Origin of the sequence: Rothia nasimurium (assembly GCF_049068285.1) — a bacterium.
In the GTDB taxonomy this organism is placed as follows: Bacteria; Actinomycetota; Actinomycetes; order Actinomycetales; family Micrococcaceae; genus Rothia; species Rothia nasimurium_I.
Genome location: NZ_JBLKPV010000002.1, coordinates 130,693 through 146,993, shown reverse-complemented (window position 1 = coordinate 146,993; position 16,301 = coordinate 130,693). Strand labels below are relative to the sequence as shown.

Here is a 16,301-nt window from a genome sequence, read left to right as displayed (position 1 = left end):
GATCAGAACCCTGTGCTACCGTTACCCCGCCACGATCGGTCGGAAGCCGGTTGGTAGCACAGGGTTCTTTCTGACCTAGGAACCCTTGACACCCCAAAGGAGCATCACCTATGGAGCTAACAGCCACCCCCGATTATCTTTCTGAACCACCCCACTCAGAAGCACAAACCAAAGCCGAAGCCCTGGACTACGACATTTCCGTCTTCGAGATGTTCTCCATCGGTATTGGCCCTTCTAGCTCCCACACCGTGGGTCCCATGCGAGCCACCAACCGGTTCATCGCTGAACTGATTGATGCTGGCACGCTCAAGGACGTCACCCGGGTTCACATCGACCTCTACGGCTCCCTGGCTGCTACCGGCGCCGGGCACGGCACCATGAGCGCAGCCATTAAGGGGCTGGCTGGTTTCGTGCCCGAAACCATCGATATTGCTGCTGCCGAGGCCCTCATGGACCGCAACCAGGTGGACGGTACCCTGCCCCTGGCAGGCTACCCCTCGGCAGCCTTCGAGTCCGGTGCCCCCGGCCCAGAGGCAACCAAGGTGAGCGGACCCGTCCTGGCCTACAAGGAAGCCGATATCACCCTGCGTCCGCTCACCGTACTTCCCCGCCACACCAACGGCATCAAGGTCACCGCCTACGCGGGGGAGAGCCAGCTGCTAGAGCGCACCTACTTCTCCATCGGCGGCGGATTCATCGTTGAAGAAAACGAAGAATCATCGGGTTCCACCGGGCTATCTAAGGCTCCCTATCCCTTCGGGTCGGGCGAAGAGCTCCTTGATATGGCCAATAGTGCGGGCCTGTCCATCGCCCAGCTTAAGATGGAAAACGAGAAGACCGAGCGCAGCGAGAGCGAAGTCCGCGCCGGAATCTTGCATATTCGGCAGGTCATGAAGGAATGCATTGGCTCGTCTCTAGAGCGAATGGGTTACCTGCCCGGCCCGCTTAAAGTACGCTGCCGTGCTGGCCAGTGGCACCGCGACCTGCTGGCAGAAGATCCTAAGAAGTCACCCGAGTTCGCTATTGACTGGGTAAACCTCATCGCCTTAGCTGTCAACGAGGAAAACGCCTTTGGCGGCCGTATCGTCACCGCCCCCACCAACGGGGCCTCAGGCATTATCCCCGCCGTACTGCACTACGCCCTCAACTATGTGCCCTCGGTGCGTCACCGCGGTCAAAAGGTCATTGATGATGCTGTCGTCGACTTCTTCTTAGCGGCTGCCTCCATCGGTGCCCTCTACAAGAAGCGGGCCTCAATCTCTGGTGCTGAAGTGGGCTGTCAGGGCGAGGTTGGCACCGCCTCCTCTATGGCGGCTGCGGGCCTGGCCCAGGTTATGGGCGGCACCAACGAGCAGGTAGAAAATGCCGCCGAAATCGCTATGGAGCACAATCTGGGGCTGACCTGCGACCCCGTGGGCGGTCTGGTGCAGATACCCTGCATTGAGCGTAACGCCATGGCGGCCTCCAACGCGGTGACCGCGGCCAAGATGGCCCTGCGAGGGGACGGTCAGCACCGAGTCTCTCTGGATCAGGTCATCGAAACCATGCGCCAGACCGGTGAAGATATGTCGCACCGCTACAAGGAAACCTCCATGGGCGGCCTGGCCGTCAACGTGGTGGAGTGCTAACCGGAGTTTGCAAAAAGAGCGGAGATTGGGTATAGACAGCGCAAATATTTTGCTGTAGCATGAATATTTGCGCTTCCCTAATCTTCTGTGCCTTCATATAGCGGTGGGCAGGTTGTAACAGGTTTTAAGTACGCCCCAGTACCCTCGAACATCAATCTAGCCACTACCCAGCACGGCACAGGTGCTATGACAGGCTGGTTTGCCTCTTCAACGGGTCCTTGAGCGTACCGCCCCTGGTGGGGGAGCGGGTACGAACAGACATGTCTGTGGAAGGATCCAATCTTGGTCGCCTCGAGCACCTCTAACACTGAAGCCGCTAACGGCGTAGGTTCGCAGCGCCGAATCTCATTCGCAAAAATTGCTGAGCCCCTGCAGGTACCTAACCTGCTCGCGCTCCAGCTCGACAGCTTTGATCAGCTCGTCGGTAACGAACGCTGGGCAGCCAAAGCCGCTGTAGCAGCAGAAACCGGCGATACCTCCGTCAGCCAGACCTCAGGTCTTGCCGACATCTTCGAAGAAATCTCCCCGATCGAAGACTTCCAGGGCACCATGTCCCTGTCCTTCTCCGATCCCGAATTCGCCGACCCCAAGTACACCATGGAAGAGTGCAAGGATCGCGATGCGACCTACGCAGCTCCCCTGTACGTCAAGGCCGAATTCATGAACAACAACACGGGCGAAATCAAGCAGCAGACCGTGTTCATGGGTGACTTCCCCCTGATGACCGAATCCGGCACCTTCGTCATCAACGGCTCCGAGCGCGTCGTTGTTTCCCAGCTGGTTCGCTCACCCGGTGCCTACTTCGAAAAGACCGCCGACCGCACCTCCGATAAGGACATCTACACCGCGAAGATTATCCCCTCCCGCGGTGCCTGGTTTGAACTTGAAATCGATAAGCGTGACCAGGTAGGCGTCCGTCTGGACCGCCGCCGTAAGCAGTCCGTCACCACCCTGCTCAAGGCCCTGGGCTGGAGCGAAGCCAAGATTCTGGCTGAATTCGGTGAATTTGACTCCATTCGCGCCACCCTTGAGAAGGACACCGTCCAGACCCGCGAAGAGGCCCTGCTTGACATCTACCGCAAGCTGCGCCCGGGCGAACCCCCGACGGTTGATGCTGCCCAGAACCTGCTGGACAACATGTACTTCACCCCCCGTCGCTACGACCTGGCAAAAGTCGGCCGCTACAAGGTCAACCGCAAGCTCGGTATCGACACCCCCGTCAACGACCCCTCAGCATCAGTGCTGTCCCAGGACGACATCGCAGCCATGATTCGTTACCTGGTCACCCTGCACGCAGGTGGCACCAGCATCAAGGGCATCCGCGACGGCCAGGAAGTCGACATCCGTGTTGATGTTGACGACATCGACCACTTCGGTAACCGCCGCATCCGCGCCGTGGGCGAACTGATCGAGAACCAGATCCGCACCGGTCTGTCCCGCATGGAGCGCGTCGTTCGCGAGCGTATGACCACCCAGGACGTCGAGGCCATCACCCCTCAGACCCTGATCAACATCCGCCCCGTGGTTGCCTCCATCAAGGAATTCTTTGGTACCTCCCAGCTCTCCCAGTTCATGGACCAGAACAACCCGCTGGCAGGTCTGACCCACAAGCGTCGTCTCTCAGCTCTGGGCCCCGGTGGTCTCTCCCGTGACCGCGCAGGCATGGAAGTGCGAGACGTGCACCCTTCCCACTACGGCCGTATGTGCCCCATCGAAACCCCTGAAGGCCCCAACATCGGTCTGATTGGCTCGCTGGCAACCTACGCCCGCATCAACCCCTTCGGTTTCATCGAGACCCCCTACCGTATCGTCAAGAACGGTCAGGTCACCGACGAGGTCAAGTACCTCACCGCCGATGACGAAAAGGGCAACACCATCGCTCAGGCTAACGCGCCCCTGAACGCAGACATGACCTTCGCAGAAGAGCAGGTCCTCTGCCGTGCAGGCGACGGTTCTGGCGAAGCTGTGCTGGTAGACGCCTCCGAGATTGAGTTCATGGACGTCTCCCCCCGCCAGATGGTGTCTGTGGCAACCGCCCTGATTCCCTACCTGGAACACGACGACGCTAACCGAGCACTGATGGGTGCTAACATGCAGCGTCAGGCCGTTCCCCTGCTCGAATCAGAAGCACCCGTCGTTGGCACCGGTATGGAGCGCTACGCAGCTCTTGACTCCGGTGACTCCGTCGTTGCCAAGAAGGCCGGTGTGGTCTCTGAGGTCTCCGCTGACCTGGTAGTCGTTCGTAACGACGATGGCACCACCACCTCCTACCCCATCCTCAAGTTCCAGCGCTCCAACCCCGGTAACTGCTACAACCACCGCGTTGTGGTCAAGGTGGGCGACCGCGTTGAAGAGCGTAGCCTGATTGCCGACGGTCCCTCCACCGATAAGGGCGAGCTGGCACTCGGTAAGAACCTGCTCGTGGCTTACATGTCATGGGAAGGCTTCAACTTCGAGGACGGTATCATCCTGTCCCAGCGCATGATCTCCGATGACGTACTCACCTCAATCCACATTGAAGAGCACGAAATCGACGCCCGCGACACCAAACTGGGTGCTGAAGAGATTACCCGCGACATCCCCAACGTCTCCGAAGAGGTGCTCTCAGCCCTCGACGAGCGCGGCATCATCCACATCGGTGCCGAGGTTGAGGCCGGCGACATCCTGGTCGGTAAGGTCACCCCCAAGGGCGAAACCGAACTGACCCCCGAAGAGCGCCTGCTGCGCGCCATCTTCGGTGAGAAGTCCCGCGAAGTTCGCGACACCTCCCTCAAGGTTCCCCACGGTGAGTCCGGTACCGTTATCGGCGTCCGTATCTTCGACCGCGAAAACGACGACGAAGACCTGCCCAGCGGTGTCAACCAGCTGGTCCGCGTCTACGTTGCCCAGAAGCGCAAGATCACCGTCGGCGATAAGCTGGCAGGCCGCCACGGTAACAAGGGTGTTATTACCAAGATCCTCCCCATCGAGGACATGCCCTTCATGGAAGACGGTACCCCCGTCGACATCATCCTCAACCCGCTGGGCGTTCCCGGTCGTATGAACATCGGTCAGGTACTCGAAGTTCACACCGGCTGGCTGGCCAAGCAGGGCTGGAAGATCGAGGGCAACCCCGCCTGGCTCGACAAGCTCCACAACTTCCCCAAGGAAACCGGCCCCACCAACGTCGCAACCCCCGTGTTCGACGGTGCCGGTGAAGAGGAACTGTTCGAGCTGCTGGACCACGCTAACCCCAACCGCGACGGCGACCGCCTGATCAACCGCTCAGGTAAGGCCCGCCTGCTCGATGGCCGCTCCGGCGAGCCCTTCCCCGAGCCGGTATCAGTTGGCTACCAGTACATCCTGAAGCTGCACCACCTTGTCGACGACAAGATCCACGCCCGCTCCACCGGCCCCTACTCCATGATCACCCAGCAGCCCCTGGGCGGTAAGGCCCAGTTCGGTGGCCAGCGCTTCGGTGAAATGGAAGTGTGGGCACTGGAAGCATACGGTGCCGCCTACACTCTGCAGGAAATCCTGACCGTCAAGTCTGACGACGTTCACGGCCGCGTGAAGGTCTACGAAGCCATCGTTAAGGGCGAGAACATCCCCGAACCCGGTGTGCCCGAGTCCTTCAAGGTCTTGATCAAGGAAATGCAGTCCCTCTGCCTGAACGTTGAGGTTCTCTCAACCGACGGTCAGACCATCGAAATGCGCGATGCAGAAGACGAAGGCTTCCGAGCAGCAGATGACCTGGGCATTGACCTGTCCCACGCAGAGCCCAGCTCTGTCGAAGAGGTCTAAACCGGTTTCGGTTCCCTCATCTGTTCACAAAGACTTCAAAATACTAGGAAAGAGATAAGGACCAAATGTCCAACGAATCTTCACTTGGTTTGATGCGTATTGGCCTAGCGACCTCCCAGAACATCCTGGATTGGTCCTACGGCGAGGTTAAGAAGCCCGAAACCATCAACTACCGAACCCTGAAGCCCGAGAAGGAAGGCCTCTTCGACGAGCGCATCTTCGGCCCCACCCGTGACTGGGAATGCTACTGCGGTAAGTACAAGCGTGTCCGCTTCAAGGGCATCATCTGTGAGCGCTGTGGTGTTGAAGTAACCCGTGCAAAGGTACGCCGCGAGCGTATGGGCCACATCGAGCTGGCAGCTCCTGTGACCCACATCTGGTACTTCAAGGGCGTGCCCTCCCGCCTGGGCTACCTGCTTGATCTGGCCCCCAAGGACCTGGAAAAGATCATCTACTTCGCCGCCTACATGATTACCCATGTGGACGAAGAAGCCCGCCACGAGGACCTGCCCAACCTGCAGGCAGCCCACGACCGCGACAAGAAGGTCCTGCAGGACCAGCTCGCAGCCGACATCAACCTGATCGCCCGCGAAACCGAAGAGGAACTCGCCAAGATCGAGGCTGAAGGTGGCAAGGCCGCTGAGAAGCGCAAGCTGCGCGACGCTGCTGAGCGCCAGATGGCGTCCGTCCGCAAGAATGCGGAGCGCGAAATCGAGCACCTGGAGCGCGTCTGGGACCGCTTCAAGAACCTCAAGGTCGCTGACCTCGAAGGCGATGAGTCCCTCTACCGCGGCATGGTCGATAAGTACGGCATGTACTTTGAAGGCTCCATGGGCGCAGAGGCCATCAAGAAGCGCCTGGAAAAGTTCGACATGGAGGCCGAAGCTGAGGCCCTCAAGGAGATCATCCAGACCGGCAAGGGCCAGAAGAAGACCCGCGCCCTCAAGCGCCTCAAGGTCGTCAACGCCTTCCTGACCACCGACAACTCCCCGCTCGGTATGGTTCTGGACTACGTTCCCGTCATCCCGCCGGAACTGCGTCCCATGGTCCAGCTCGACGGTGGCCGCTTCGCCACCTCTGACCTGAACGACCTCTACCGTCGCGTCATCAACCGCAACAACCGCCTCAAGCGTCTGCTGGAACTCGGTGCCCCCGAGATCATCGTTAACAACGAAAAGCGCATGCTGCAGGAAGCTGTTGACTCCCTCTTCGACAACGGCCGTCGTGGCCGTCCCGTCACCGGCCCCGGTAACCGTCCCCTCAAGTCCCTCTCTGACATGCTCAAGGGTAAGCAGGGCCGCTTCCGCCAGAACCTGCTCGGTAAGCGCGTTGACTACTCCGGTCGTTCCGTTATCGTCGGTGGCCCCACCCTGCAGATGCACCAGTGTGGTCTGCCCAAGCAGATGGCTCTGGAGCTCTTCAAGCCCTTCGTCATGAAGCGCCTGGTAGACCTCAACCACGCCCAGAACATCAAGTCTGCTAAGCGCATGGTTGAGCGTTTCCGCCCCCAGGTCTGGGACGTTCTCGAAGAGATCATCACCGAGCACCCCGTTCTGCTGAACCGTGCTCCCACCCTGCACCGCCTGGGTATTCAGGCCTTCGAACCCCAGCTGGTCGAAGGTAAGGCTATCCAGCTGCACCCCCTGGTCTGTTCAGCATTCAACGCTGACTTCGACGGCGACCAGATGGCAGTCCACCTGCCCCTGTCACCCGAGGCCCAGGCTGAGGCCCGCATCCTCATGCTGTCCTCCAACAACATCCTGAAGCCCTCAGACGGCCGCCCCGTTGCGGTACCTGACCAGGACATGATCATCGGTCTCTTCCACCTCACCACCGCCCGCGAGGGTGAAAAGAACGAAGGCCGCCTCTTCTCGTCCTACGCAGAAGCCATCATGGCCATGGACCGTCACGAGATTGAGCTTTACACCAAGGTCAAGATCGTGCTGGACGACTTCGTACCCTACGAGGGCTGGGAAGCCCCCGAAGGCTACGAGCCCGGTCAGCCCGTCCTGGTAGAAACCACCGTCGGTCAGGTCATCTTCAACGAGACCCTGCCCGCCGACTACCCCTGGTACACCGGCATCGCCGACAAGAAGTCCCTGGGTGCCCTCATCAACGACCTTGCTGAGAAGTACCCCATGCATGTGGTTGCCAAGACCCTGGATGACCTCAAGAACACCGGCTTCTACTACGCATCTCGTTCAGGCGTGACCGTTGCAGTCACCGACATCGCAGCACCCCCCACCAAGCCCGCCATTATGGAAGGCTACGAGGCTCAGGCTGCTGACATCGAATCCCAGTTCGCTATGGGTCTGATCGATGACGTTGAACGCCGTACCGAACTGATCGATATTTGGACCAAGGCAACCGACGAGGTTGCTGAAGCCATGAAGCAGAACCTGGCAGAGAAGAACACCACCATTAACCGCATGGTGACTTCTGGTGCTCGTGGTAACTGGATGCAGGTCCGTCAGATTGCCGGTATCCGTGGTCTGGTGTCTAACACCAAGGGTGAAATTATGCCCCGCCCGATTAAGTCTTCCTACCGTGAAGGCCTGTCGGTTCTGGAATACTTCATCGCAACCCACGGTGCCCGTAAGGGTCTGGCAGATACCGCGCTGCGTACCGCAAACTCCGGTTACCTGACCCGTCGTCTGGTGGACGTTTCTCAGGACGTTATCGTCCGTGAACACGACTGTGGTACCCGCCGCGGCCTGACCCTGCCCCTGATTCAGGCAGATGAGTCTGGCGTCGTCACCCTGCACGAGAACGTCGAGTCCTCCATCCACGGCCGTTCCCTGGCTGTTGACGTTGTGGCTGAAGACGGCACCGTCCTGGCTGAGGCTGGCGCTGACGTGTCAGATATCGTCATCGACGACCTCTTCAAGGCTGGTATCCAGGAAGTTCGCGTCCGCTCCGTCCTGACCTGTGAGTCAGCAGTAGGTGTTTGTGCCCTCTGCTACGGCCGCTCCATGGCTTCAGGTAACCTGGTCGACATTGGTGAGGCTGTCGGTATTATCGCGGCCCAGTCCATTGGTGAACCCGGTACCCAGCTGACCATGCGTACCTTCCACACCGGTGGTGTCGCATCAGCGGACGATATTACCCAGGGTCTGCCCCGTATTCAGGAACTTTTCGAGGCCCGTACCCCCAAGGGTGTTGCCCCGATTTCTGAGGTCACCGGTCGCGTCACCATTGAGGACACCGACAAGTCCCTCAAGGTCGTTGTCACCCCCGACAACGGCGATGAGCCTGTTGCCTACCCCGTCCTGCGTCGTGCCCGCCTGGAAGTTGCTGAAGGTGACCACATCACCGTCGGCACCCAGCTGGTTGCCGGTGCTGTTGACCCCAAGGAGGTCCTGCGTATTCGTGGTCCTCGTGAGGCTCAGAAGCACCTGGTGGACGAGGTCCAGGGCGTTTACCGCTCCCAGGGTGTAGGTATCCACGACAAGCACGTTGAGGTTATCGTCCGTCAGATGCTGCGTCGTATTACCGTCATTGATTCCGGTGAGACCAACCTGCTCCCCGGTGAGCTGGTTGAGAACATCGCCTTCCAGAACGCTAACCGTGCAGCTGTTGCTGAGGGTAAGCGTCCTGCCTCAGGCCGTCCTGAGATGATGGGTATTACCAAGGCGTCACTGGCGACCGAGTCCTGGCTGTCAGCTGCCTCCTTCCAGGAGACCACCCGAGTTCTTACTCAGGCTGCGATGGAAGGTAAGGAAGACCCGCTGGTTGGCCTCAAGGAGAACGTCATCATCGGTAAGCTCATCCCCGCTGGTACCGGCCTTGCCCGTTACAACGACATCGAGGTTGAGCCTACTGACGAGGCCCGCGAAGCCCTCTACGCTCAGACCGCTACCCCCTACAACGATTTCAGCTACGCCGAAACCAACGAGGGTGCTATTAGCCCCGAGTTCCAGGCGATCCCGCTGGATGACTACGAGTTCGGTAAGTAAACCGACTTCTAGGGTATAGATGAAGGGCGCTTCCCCACCTCGGTGGGGGAGCGCCCTTTGGTTTAGGTTCCTGCTGATGTAGGGGTCGGGAAGGCAGGGGAGGACGGCGGCCCGGCAGCTTATTTCGGGCTGGGTGAGTCGCCCTGCTGGTTGGCTAAGAGCTGCTCGAAGTGGGCCAGCATGGTAGTGGCGTCCGGGCGGTGGCCGGTGATGAGTTCGAAGGCGTCAATGGCTTGGCCGACGGCCATGAGCCCGCCGGGCAGGACGCGGCAACCAAGGGCGCGGGCCTGCTCAATGAGGGGGGTGTTCTGGGGCAGGTAGATGACATCTGATACCCAGAGGCCGGGGTGGAGGTAGTCCAGGGGCAGGGGGCTGCCCGGGTGGTGGTGCATGCCGATGGGGGTTGCATTGACCAGGCCGATGGAGGCGCTGACTGAGGCGGCGAGTTCTGCTTCTTGGACGGCCTGTATGCAGGCGTGGGGGAAGAGGCCTGAGAGGTGCTGGGCTTTTGATGCTGCCCGTTCGTAGTCTGTATCGAAGAGGGCTAGGTGCTGGACTCCCAAGCTGAGGAGGGCGTCTGCGGTGGCAGAGCCGGCGCCTCCTACACCGAGTTGGGTAACCCTGGTGAGGTCAGTGGCGCTGGGGGAGAGGCCAGTGGTGAGGGCCTGCCGGTAGCCTGTGACGTCGGTGTTGTAGCCGACGGTGCGTCCGTCCTGAAGAACAACGGTGTTAACCGCACCGAGGCGCTGGGCCTCGGCAGAAACGTCGTCGAGTTCTTGGAGTACCGCCTGCTTGTAGGGGTAGGTGATATTGAAAGCGTTGTAGCCCAGGTCGAAACCCCAGTTCAGGATCTGCCCGACAGACAGGGCGGGGGCTGACCGGGCAGAGGGGCCCAGCCGGTCGATGTCTAGGGGCCGGTAGAGGTAGCGCATACCTGCTAAATCTGCTGCAAACTCGTGGAGGGGCGGGGTGAGGGAGGCGGTGATGCCGCTACCTATCAAACCGACGAGGTAGGACTGGTCAGGTGTGCTCACAAGATTCCTTGGGGAAGAACGATTGAAACTGGTCACATGAGGCAGGGAAGCTGCCCGAAACAACGTAATCTAGATAGGTTACACACCACTCTAGGCGCTGTAGAGCGCCTATCGCACATTAGAGGTTAGTGATGAGAAAGACTAAGCAGCTTTGGATCAAGGTTGGGGCCTTGGGCGCTACCGTGGCTCTGGCAGGCGGTGCCCTCCTACCTCCGGCTGAGGCAACCCAGCAGGTGACGCCTGCAACCGTTTCGTCAGCGAGTATCTCTGCCCTGGTGAAGGCTACCCGCCCCACCTCCCAGAATCCCTTTTTGGTGGGGGCTGGTGTTGCTGATATGACAGGGGAAGTCGCTGAAGTTGGCTTCATGGGTTATGCGACGGATACCCAGAAGGGGAGCGGAATCCATACCCGCCAGTACGCCCGAGCTTTTGTTGTGATTGATCCGGCAACTGGCTCCCGCAACCTCATGGTTGTTTTGGATGCCCTGAGCGGCTGGAACAGTGTTCGCGCTGAGCTGCTGAACCGCCTCAAGAGCGAGATTGGGCCGGAGTTTGGCGAGTCAAACGTCATGATTACCGCTACCCATAGCCACGCCACCCCCGGTGGCGTCAGCAAGGACCCGCTCTATAACCTCACAACCCTGGGTTTCCATGAGCCGACCTTCAGAGCCCAGGTCAACGGTTCCATGAAAGCTATCCGGGAGGCCCTGGCCGACCTGGCTCCCGGCAACGTCACTGTCTCGACAACTAAGGTGACCGGCATTGGCGTGAACCGTTCTGCCGTTGCCCAGCAGCAGAACCCCCAACACCTGATGAAGGAGCTAGTAAACGGGGTTGATCCCACCAACACCACCTTCCGTTTTGAGCATAACGGGGTGACCCGGGCCGTCCTGAACTGGTTTGCTATTCACCCCACCTCCTTGACTAACCAGAACACTCTGGTGTCTTCAGATAATAAGGGCTACGCCTCCTACCTGCTGGAAACCGTTGACCACGGGGTGAACCTGAATGCTGGGGCAGATGACGACGCCTTCGTCGCGGCTTTTGCGAATTCGAATAGCGGGGACGTTTCGCCCAATACCTGGTTGAAGCCGGGCATGGGGCCAACCACCAACGAGTTTGAGAATGTCAAGATCCAGGGCACCAAGCAGGCGGATGCGGTACGGGCCCAGCTGGCTAGCCCCGGTACCCCTGTGGGCCAGGGCCTGGATTCGCGTATTACCTACACTGACTTTTCCAAGATTAATGTTGAGGCCCGCTTCACCGGCACCGGCTACCCCGGCTCGACCTGTAATGCCTCCCTGGGGGCTCCCTTTGCGGCAGGTTCTTTAGAGGACGGCCCCGGTGCGGCTGGTTTCTATGAGGGGGCTAATGCTAATAAGGTGCTGGCTGATTTTAACTGGCTTGCCTACAATGCGTCTGCTCCCTTGACTGCCTGCCAGTACCCCAAGGCTAATTTCTTGGCGGTGCATGGGCAGATTCAGCAGAAGCTGCCTATTCAGATTATGCGTTTTGGGTCCTACTATGTGCTGGGGCTGCCGGGTGAGCACAATAGCGCTGTTGGTGTGCAGTACCGCCAGGACATGGCCCAGCTGCTGGGGGTTGACCAGTCCCAGATTATTGTCCAGGGCGTAACCAATGCCTACAGCCACTATGTTGCTACCCCGCAGGAGTATGTCTCCCAGCAGTATGAGGGTGGGGCAACGATTTTTGGTATTAACTCGATGGGCGCCTACCGGCAGGTCCTGAACACTGTGGGTACCTCTTTGAGGGACGGCACCGCCCTGCCGCTGGGGGATAAGCCGGAGGTTCGAACCCCCATGAAGTCAGCTGTTGGTAAGGTCTGGTATGACCTGCCGGGGTTGGGGAACCACTATGGGAAGGTTTTGACCCAGCCGGGTAATACCCCTCGGGGCCGGACGGTCTCTGCCCTTTTTGTGGGGGCTCACCCCAATAACGATCAGCAGCTGAACTCTACCTACCTGGAGGTCCAGCGGAAGCAGGGTAGTTCTTGGGTGACTGTGGCTGGGGATAACGACCCCAACACGAGATTCAAGTGGAAGCGTCACCTGGCTGCCCAGTCCCGGGTCACTATTGAGTGGCAGATTCCTGCTGACGCTACCCCCGGCACCTACCGCCTGGTCTACCACGGGGATTCAAAGACTTCATCGGGTTGGATTACCCCCTTTACCGGTACCACCCGCGAGTTCCGGGTCTACTAGACGCCCCTAGATATGTGAGGACGCCCCACCCCGCTTCCTGCCTCAGGGCAGGGGAGCGGGGCGGGGCGTCCTGTATGTTGGGGAGGACGTTTTCCCAGCTATGGTTTAGCGGTTGCGGGCGATGTCTTGAGCTGCAATCCAGCCGAAGGTCATGCCTGCCCCCACCTGGGCACCTGCACCGGGGTACTCTGAGCCCATAGGTGACTGGGCGTCGTTACCGGCGGCGTAGAGGCCGGGGATAGGACGCCTAGTTTCTGCGTCGAGGACCTGGGCCTGCTGGTTGGTGGTGATTCCGTAGGCAGTGGCGAGGGGGGTAGGGTAGACGGCTATTGCATAGAAAGGGGCTTGGGCTACCGGGCCGATATTGGGGTTGGGGCTGTGGTTCGGATCGCCTGAAACTTGTCCGAAGAGCAGCTCACCCTTGTGGAAGTCTTCATCGACTCCGGTTGCTGCAAAGGTGTTGTAGCGTTTGACCGTGTTGGCTAGACCCTGGGGATCGACACCGATACGTGTGGCCAGTTCTTCTATAGTCTGTCCGGTGTGTAGGTAGCCGGTGTTAATGTATCGGGCTAGGGCAGCCTGGGGCAGGTGTGGCATAGTGACCATACCTAGGCCGTAGGTTGCGAGTGCCCGGGAGTCGACGATGAGCCATGCCGGCACAGTGGGGGTAGTTTGATGAGATTCGTACATGGCCCTGACGAATCGGTGGTAGGAGACAGATTCGTCGACGAATCGTTGACCGGCGGCATTGACTGCTATGACGCCGGGCTTGCCTCGGTCCCAGATGTGGGGGAAAACCGCTGTACTACCGTCTGGCCTGGTGCCGATGGAGGAAGGGAACCAGAGAGCGTTTTCCCCGTTATCTTCCCCGGCTGCTGCTCCGATTGCCCGGGCTAGAGCCAGGGTGTCCCCGGTTGCTCCTTCTGCTGCACGTGAGTATTGGGGGGCAGGGTGCGGCATGAGTTGACGGCGGAGCTGTGGGGATTGAGCGAAGCCACCGGCAGCTAGTACGATTCCACGACGAGCTCGGATAGTGTGGGTTTTTCCAAGGTATTCGACGAGTAGACCTTCTACGCCCTCATCACTGCGGTAGATGGTGAGGGTATTAGCTTTTCTCCAGACGGTACCTGACCGTTGGATTAGTTCATAGTACATGCGGGCTACGAGGGCATTTCCCATGACAAGGCGAGTACCTCTAGGATAGCTGACCCTATCGAGTGCCCAACGGGTACCGAGTTTGAGGGCAGTCCCAGTTGCCTTGAGAGCGGTGGTGGGCTTGCCTGAGAAGAGGCCCAGCAAGGTATTAACCTCGGGACGGCGGACCATGAGGGTACCTGAGAACAGTGCAAATTCAGGTACCGGTGGCCTGATATGGCTGAAACGGTACTTGCCCAGGAGCCTGCCGTCGAAAGGCTCTGGTTCTAAGGCACGTCCTGTCTGACCAGTTTCTGGTAGTTCAGAGTGATAGTCGACGACATAGGGAGAAGGGAGGAAATTGACGCCGAGATTTTTCATGTAGTCGAGCATGCGCGGGCCTTGAGTGAGGTAGGCTTCACGTAGCTGGCGTGGGGATTTATCGCCAATGAGAGTATCTAGGTACCGGCGGGCTCGGTCTTGGTCGTCCGTATTGCCCTGGGCCCGCTGATGGTAATTATTGGGAATCCAGCAGGTTCCTGCTGAGTAGGCAGTGGTACCGCCAATATAGTCGGTTTTTTCGAGGACGAGCACGCTCAGACCTTCTTGAGCTGCGGTGAGGGCAGCTGATAAGCCGGCGGCTCCGCTACCTAAGACCAGGACGTCGTAGTCATGATCCCAGCTATGGGGGATGGCCGTGTTCATCTTAGTTCCTTCCATAGGTTATGGCCTGATTCATACGGTGTTGGCTTGCCATGCGGACAGGGGCATTGGCCACGCCGAAACCGGTATAGCCTGCCCGACGTTCGACGACTTCGAAGAAGATACGTCCGCTGGTTTGGGTATAAAAGTGGAGGAATTCCCCCTGCTCGTCTTGGTCGTAGAGGAGGTTGAGCTCTCTAATCTGGTCGATGAAGTGCTTCGGGAGACCGTAGCGGGCAGTGAGATCTTCGTAGTAGTTGGCGGGGATAGGGAGGACAGCTAACCCGGCAGCTTGGGCTCGGCGCGAGAGAGCCATGATGTCGGTACAAGTGAATGCTAGGTGCTCGCTAGATCCGGTTGTACGTAGTTCTGGTGCGATATTGAGGGGGAGCCTGACAGTTTGATTGGGGTTTTGGGCCACCTGGGAGCTGACGAGCCCATCGGGTGCTGGGAGACTGGTTGCGTCGTCGAGAGTTAGGCCGAGGGCTGCCCGGAAGAAGAGAGTGGATTCTGGGTAGTACTGTTTGGGCTGGACCAGATTGATGTGGTCAATATTGGTAATCAGTGGGGGCTCGGTGGGGGTAGCACCGGTGTTGCGGGTAAACTCCTTGACCCAGTGGTCTTCTTCAGCGTTGAGGGGAAGGAAGAAAATCTCGGTTTGGTCGGGGGCTAGAAAGACCGTGAATTGCTGGTCGGTAGGGGTTGAGATTCTTGCTTCTTGGGGGAATTTGAGGGCTTGGCAGCGGGCGACGGCTGAGTCTTGGTGAGGTACACGGAAGGCCAGGGAAGCTAGGTTAGGTTCTTCTTCTGTGAGATGGTCTTCGTTGATGATGATTCGGACCTCTCCCTGGGCCCAGAGTTGGACAGGCTTGGTGTGGTGTTCACCAACCTTATGGAAACCGAGGTGGGTGAGGGTCTGTTGAATCTGGTCTGTTTCCTGGCCCCGGATTTCTGCCCACCCAATGCTTTGGGGTAGTTCTGGACGGGGGAGGGGGGCCCACCTTCTACTGGTGCTGGGGTTCTGATGGTGGGTTTCGTCGATCAGCCAGGTGAGGCTACGGTGGGCATCTAGGGCAGTTCGGTAGAGATTAGTCTGACGGAAGGTATCGTTGAAAACTTCCAGGGAGAGGGGACCTGCGTACCCTGCGGATAGAACGGCAGCGAGAAAAGCCGTGAGATCGAAGTTGCCTTCGCCTGGGAAGAGCCTGTGATGGCGGGACCATTCGAGGATATCCAGCGACATGGCTGGGGCGTCGGCTAACTGGAGGAAGAAGATTTTGTCACCGGGAATCGTGGAAATATCATCCAAGCTAGAACCTCTGGAGAGAATGTGGAAGGAGTCTAAACAAACCCCTAAGTTTTTGCGGTTGGCCTCTTGAACAATCTTCCAGCTTCGCTGATAGGTATTGACGAACTTTCCCCAGGCTAAGGCTTCGTAAGCAACCTTGATGTGGTAAGCGCTAGCAAGGTCTGCCAGCTGGCCTAACTGTTTGGCGGCTAGGGCATCGTCATCGTAGCTTGCGGTTGCGACATTAGAACATACGAGAATCAGGTCGATTCCCATGCGGCGCATGAGTTTGAATTTTTCTTCTGCTCGGTGCAGGTTGCGGGCGAATGTAGCCTCGTCTACTCCTTCGATGTCTCGAAGAGGTTGGTAGAGGTCGAGGGTTAGCCCGAGTTCTTGAGCGTAGGCTGAGATTTCTTCGGGGCTTTCGGGAGCAACGATGAGGTCTTGCTCAAAAATTTCGACGCCGTTGAACCCGGCGACTGCTGCTGCCTTGAACTTGTTCTTGAGGGTTCCAGAGAGGCAGACTGTGGCGATACTGGTTTTCATGAGAGCCC

7 protein-coding genes are annotated in these 16,301 nt (G+C 59.0%); 4 read left to right on the top strand and 3 right to left on the bottom strand.

The features are described from left to right. The first annotated feature begins 110 nt into the window (after positions 1-110). The 3 genes from ACMXX3_RS02680 (at position 111) to ACMXX3_RS02670 (ending at position 9,367) form a co-directional block, all read left to right on the top strand. Complete coding sequence (locus tag ACMXX3_RS02680; RefSeq protein WP_421083233.1) at positions 111-1,628, top strand: L-serine ammonia-lyase; 1,518 nt, start codon at positions 111-113, stop codon at positions 1,626-1,628. A 282-nt stretch (positions 1,629-1,910) separates the two neighbouring features. Then, a complete protein-coding gene (locus tag ACMXX3_RS02675; RefSeq protein ID WP_421083232.1) occupies positions 1,911-5,411 on the top strand; it encodes a DNA-directed RNA polymerase subunit beta in 3,501 nt (1,166 codons plus the stop codon). A gap of 65 nt (positions 5,412-5,476) precedes the next feature. Next, positions 5,477-9,367 (top strand): DNA-directed RNA polymerase subunit beta', encoded by a 3,891-nt coding sequence (locus ACMXX3_RS02670; protein ID WP_421083231.1) that lies wholly within the window; start codon positions 5,477-5,479, stop codon positions 9,365-9,367. 119 nt (positions 9,368-9,486) lie between these two features. On the opposite strand, the gene ACMXX3_RS02665 is transcribed toward ACMXX3_RS02670, so the two are convergent. Further along, positions 9,487-10,401, bottom strand: a complete 915-nt coding sequence (locus ACMXX3_RS02665; RefSeq protein WP_421083230.1) for a shikimate dehydrogenase — start codon at positions 10,399-10,401, stop codon at positions 9,487-9,489. A gap of 131 nt (positions 10,402-10,532) precedes the next feature. Here ACMXX3_RS02665 and ACMXX3_RS02660 point away from each other — a divergent pair, with 131 nt between their 5' ends. Next, entirely contained in the window at positions 10,533-12,623 is a 2,091-nt protein-coding gene (locus ACMXX3_RS02660; protein WP_421083229.1) for a neutral/alkaline non-lysosomal ceramidase N-terminal domain-containing protein, read from the top strand. A gap of 105 nt (positions 12,624-12,728) precedes the next feature. Here the strand turns inward: ACMXX3_RS02660 and ACMXX3_RS02655 are convergent, their stop codons facing one another. Then, positions 12,729-14,462, bottom strand: a complete 1,734-nt coding sequence (locus ACMXX3_RS02655; protein ID WP_421083228.1) for an FAD-dependent oxidoreductase — start codon at positions 14,460-14,462, stop codon at positions 12,729-12,731. Between the two features lies 1 nt (position 14,463). Beyond that, on the bottom strand, positions 14,464-16,293 hold the full coding sequence (locus tag ACMXX3_RS02650) for a bifunctional sugar phosphate isomerase/epimerase/4-hydroxyphenylpyruvate dioxygenase family protein (RefSeq protein WP_421083227.1): 1,830 nt from the start codon (positions 16,291-16,293) through the stop codon (positions 14,464-14,466). Positions 16,294-16,301: the final 8 nt, after the last annotated feature.

Excerpts from the sequence above, each read along its gene's own strand:
- ACMXX3_RS02650 (WP_421083227.1), bottom strand. The coding sequence starts at position 16,293 with ATGAAAACCAGTATCGCCACAGTCTGCCTCTCTGGAACCCTCAAGAAC.
- ACMXX3_RS02680 (WP_421083233.1), top strand. The coding sequence starts at position 111 with ATGGAGCTAACAGCCACCCCCGATTATCTTTCTGAACCACCCCACTCA.
- ACMXX3_RS02660 (WP_421083229.1), top strand. The coding sequence starts at position 10,533 with ATGAGAAAGACTAAGCAGCTTTGGATCAAGGTTGGGGCCTTGGGCGCT.
- ACMXX3_RS02655 (WP_421083228.1), bottom strand. The coding sequence starts at position 14,462 with ATGAACACGGCCATCCCCCATAGCTGGGATCATGACTACGACGTCCTG.
- ACMXX3_RS02670 (WP_421083231.1), top strand. The coding sequence starts at position 5,477 with ATGTCCAACGAATCTTCACTTGGTTTGATGCGTATTGGCCTAGCGACC.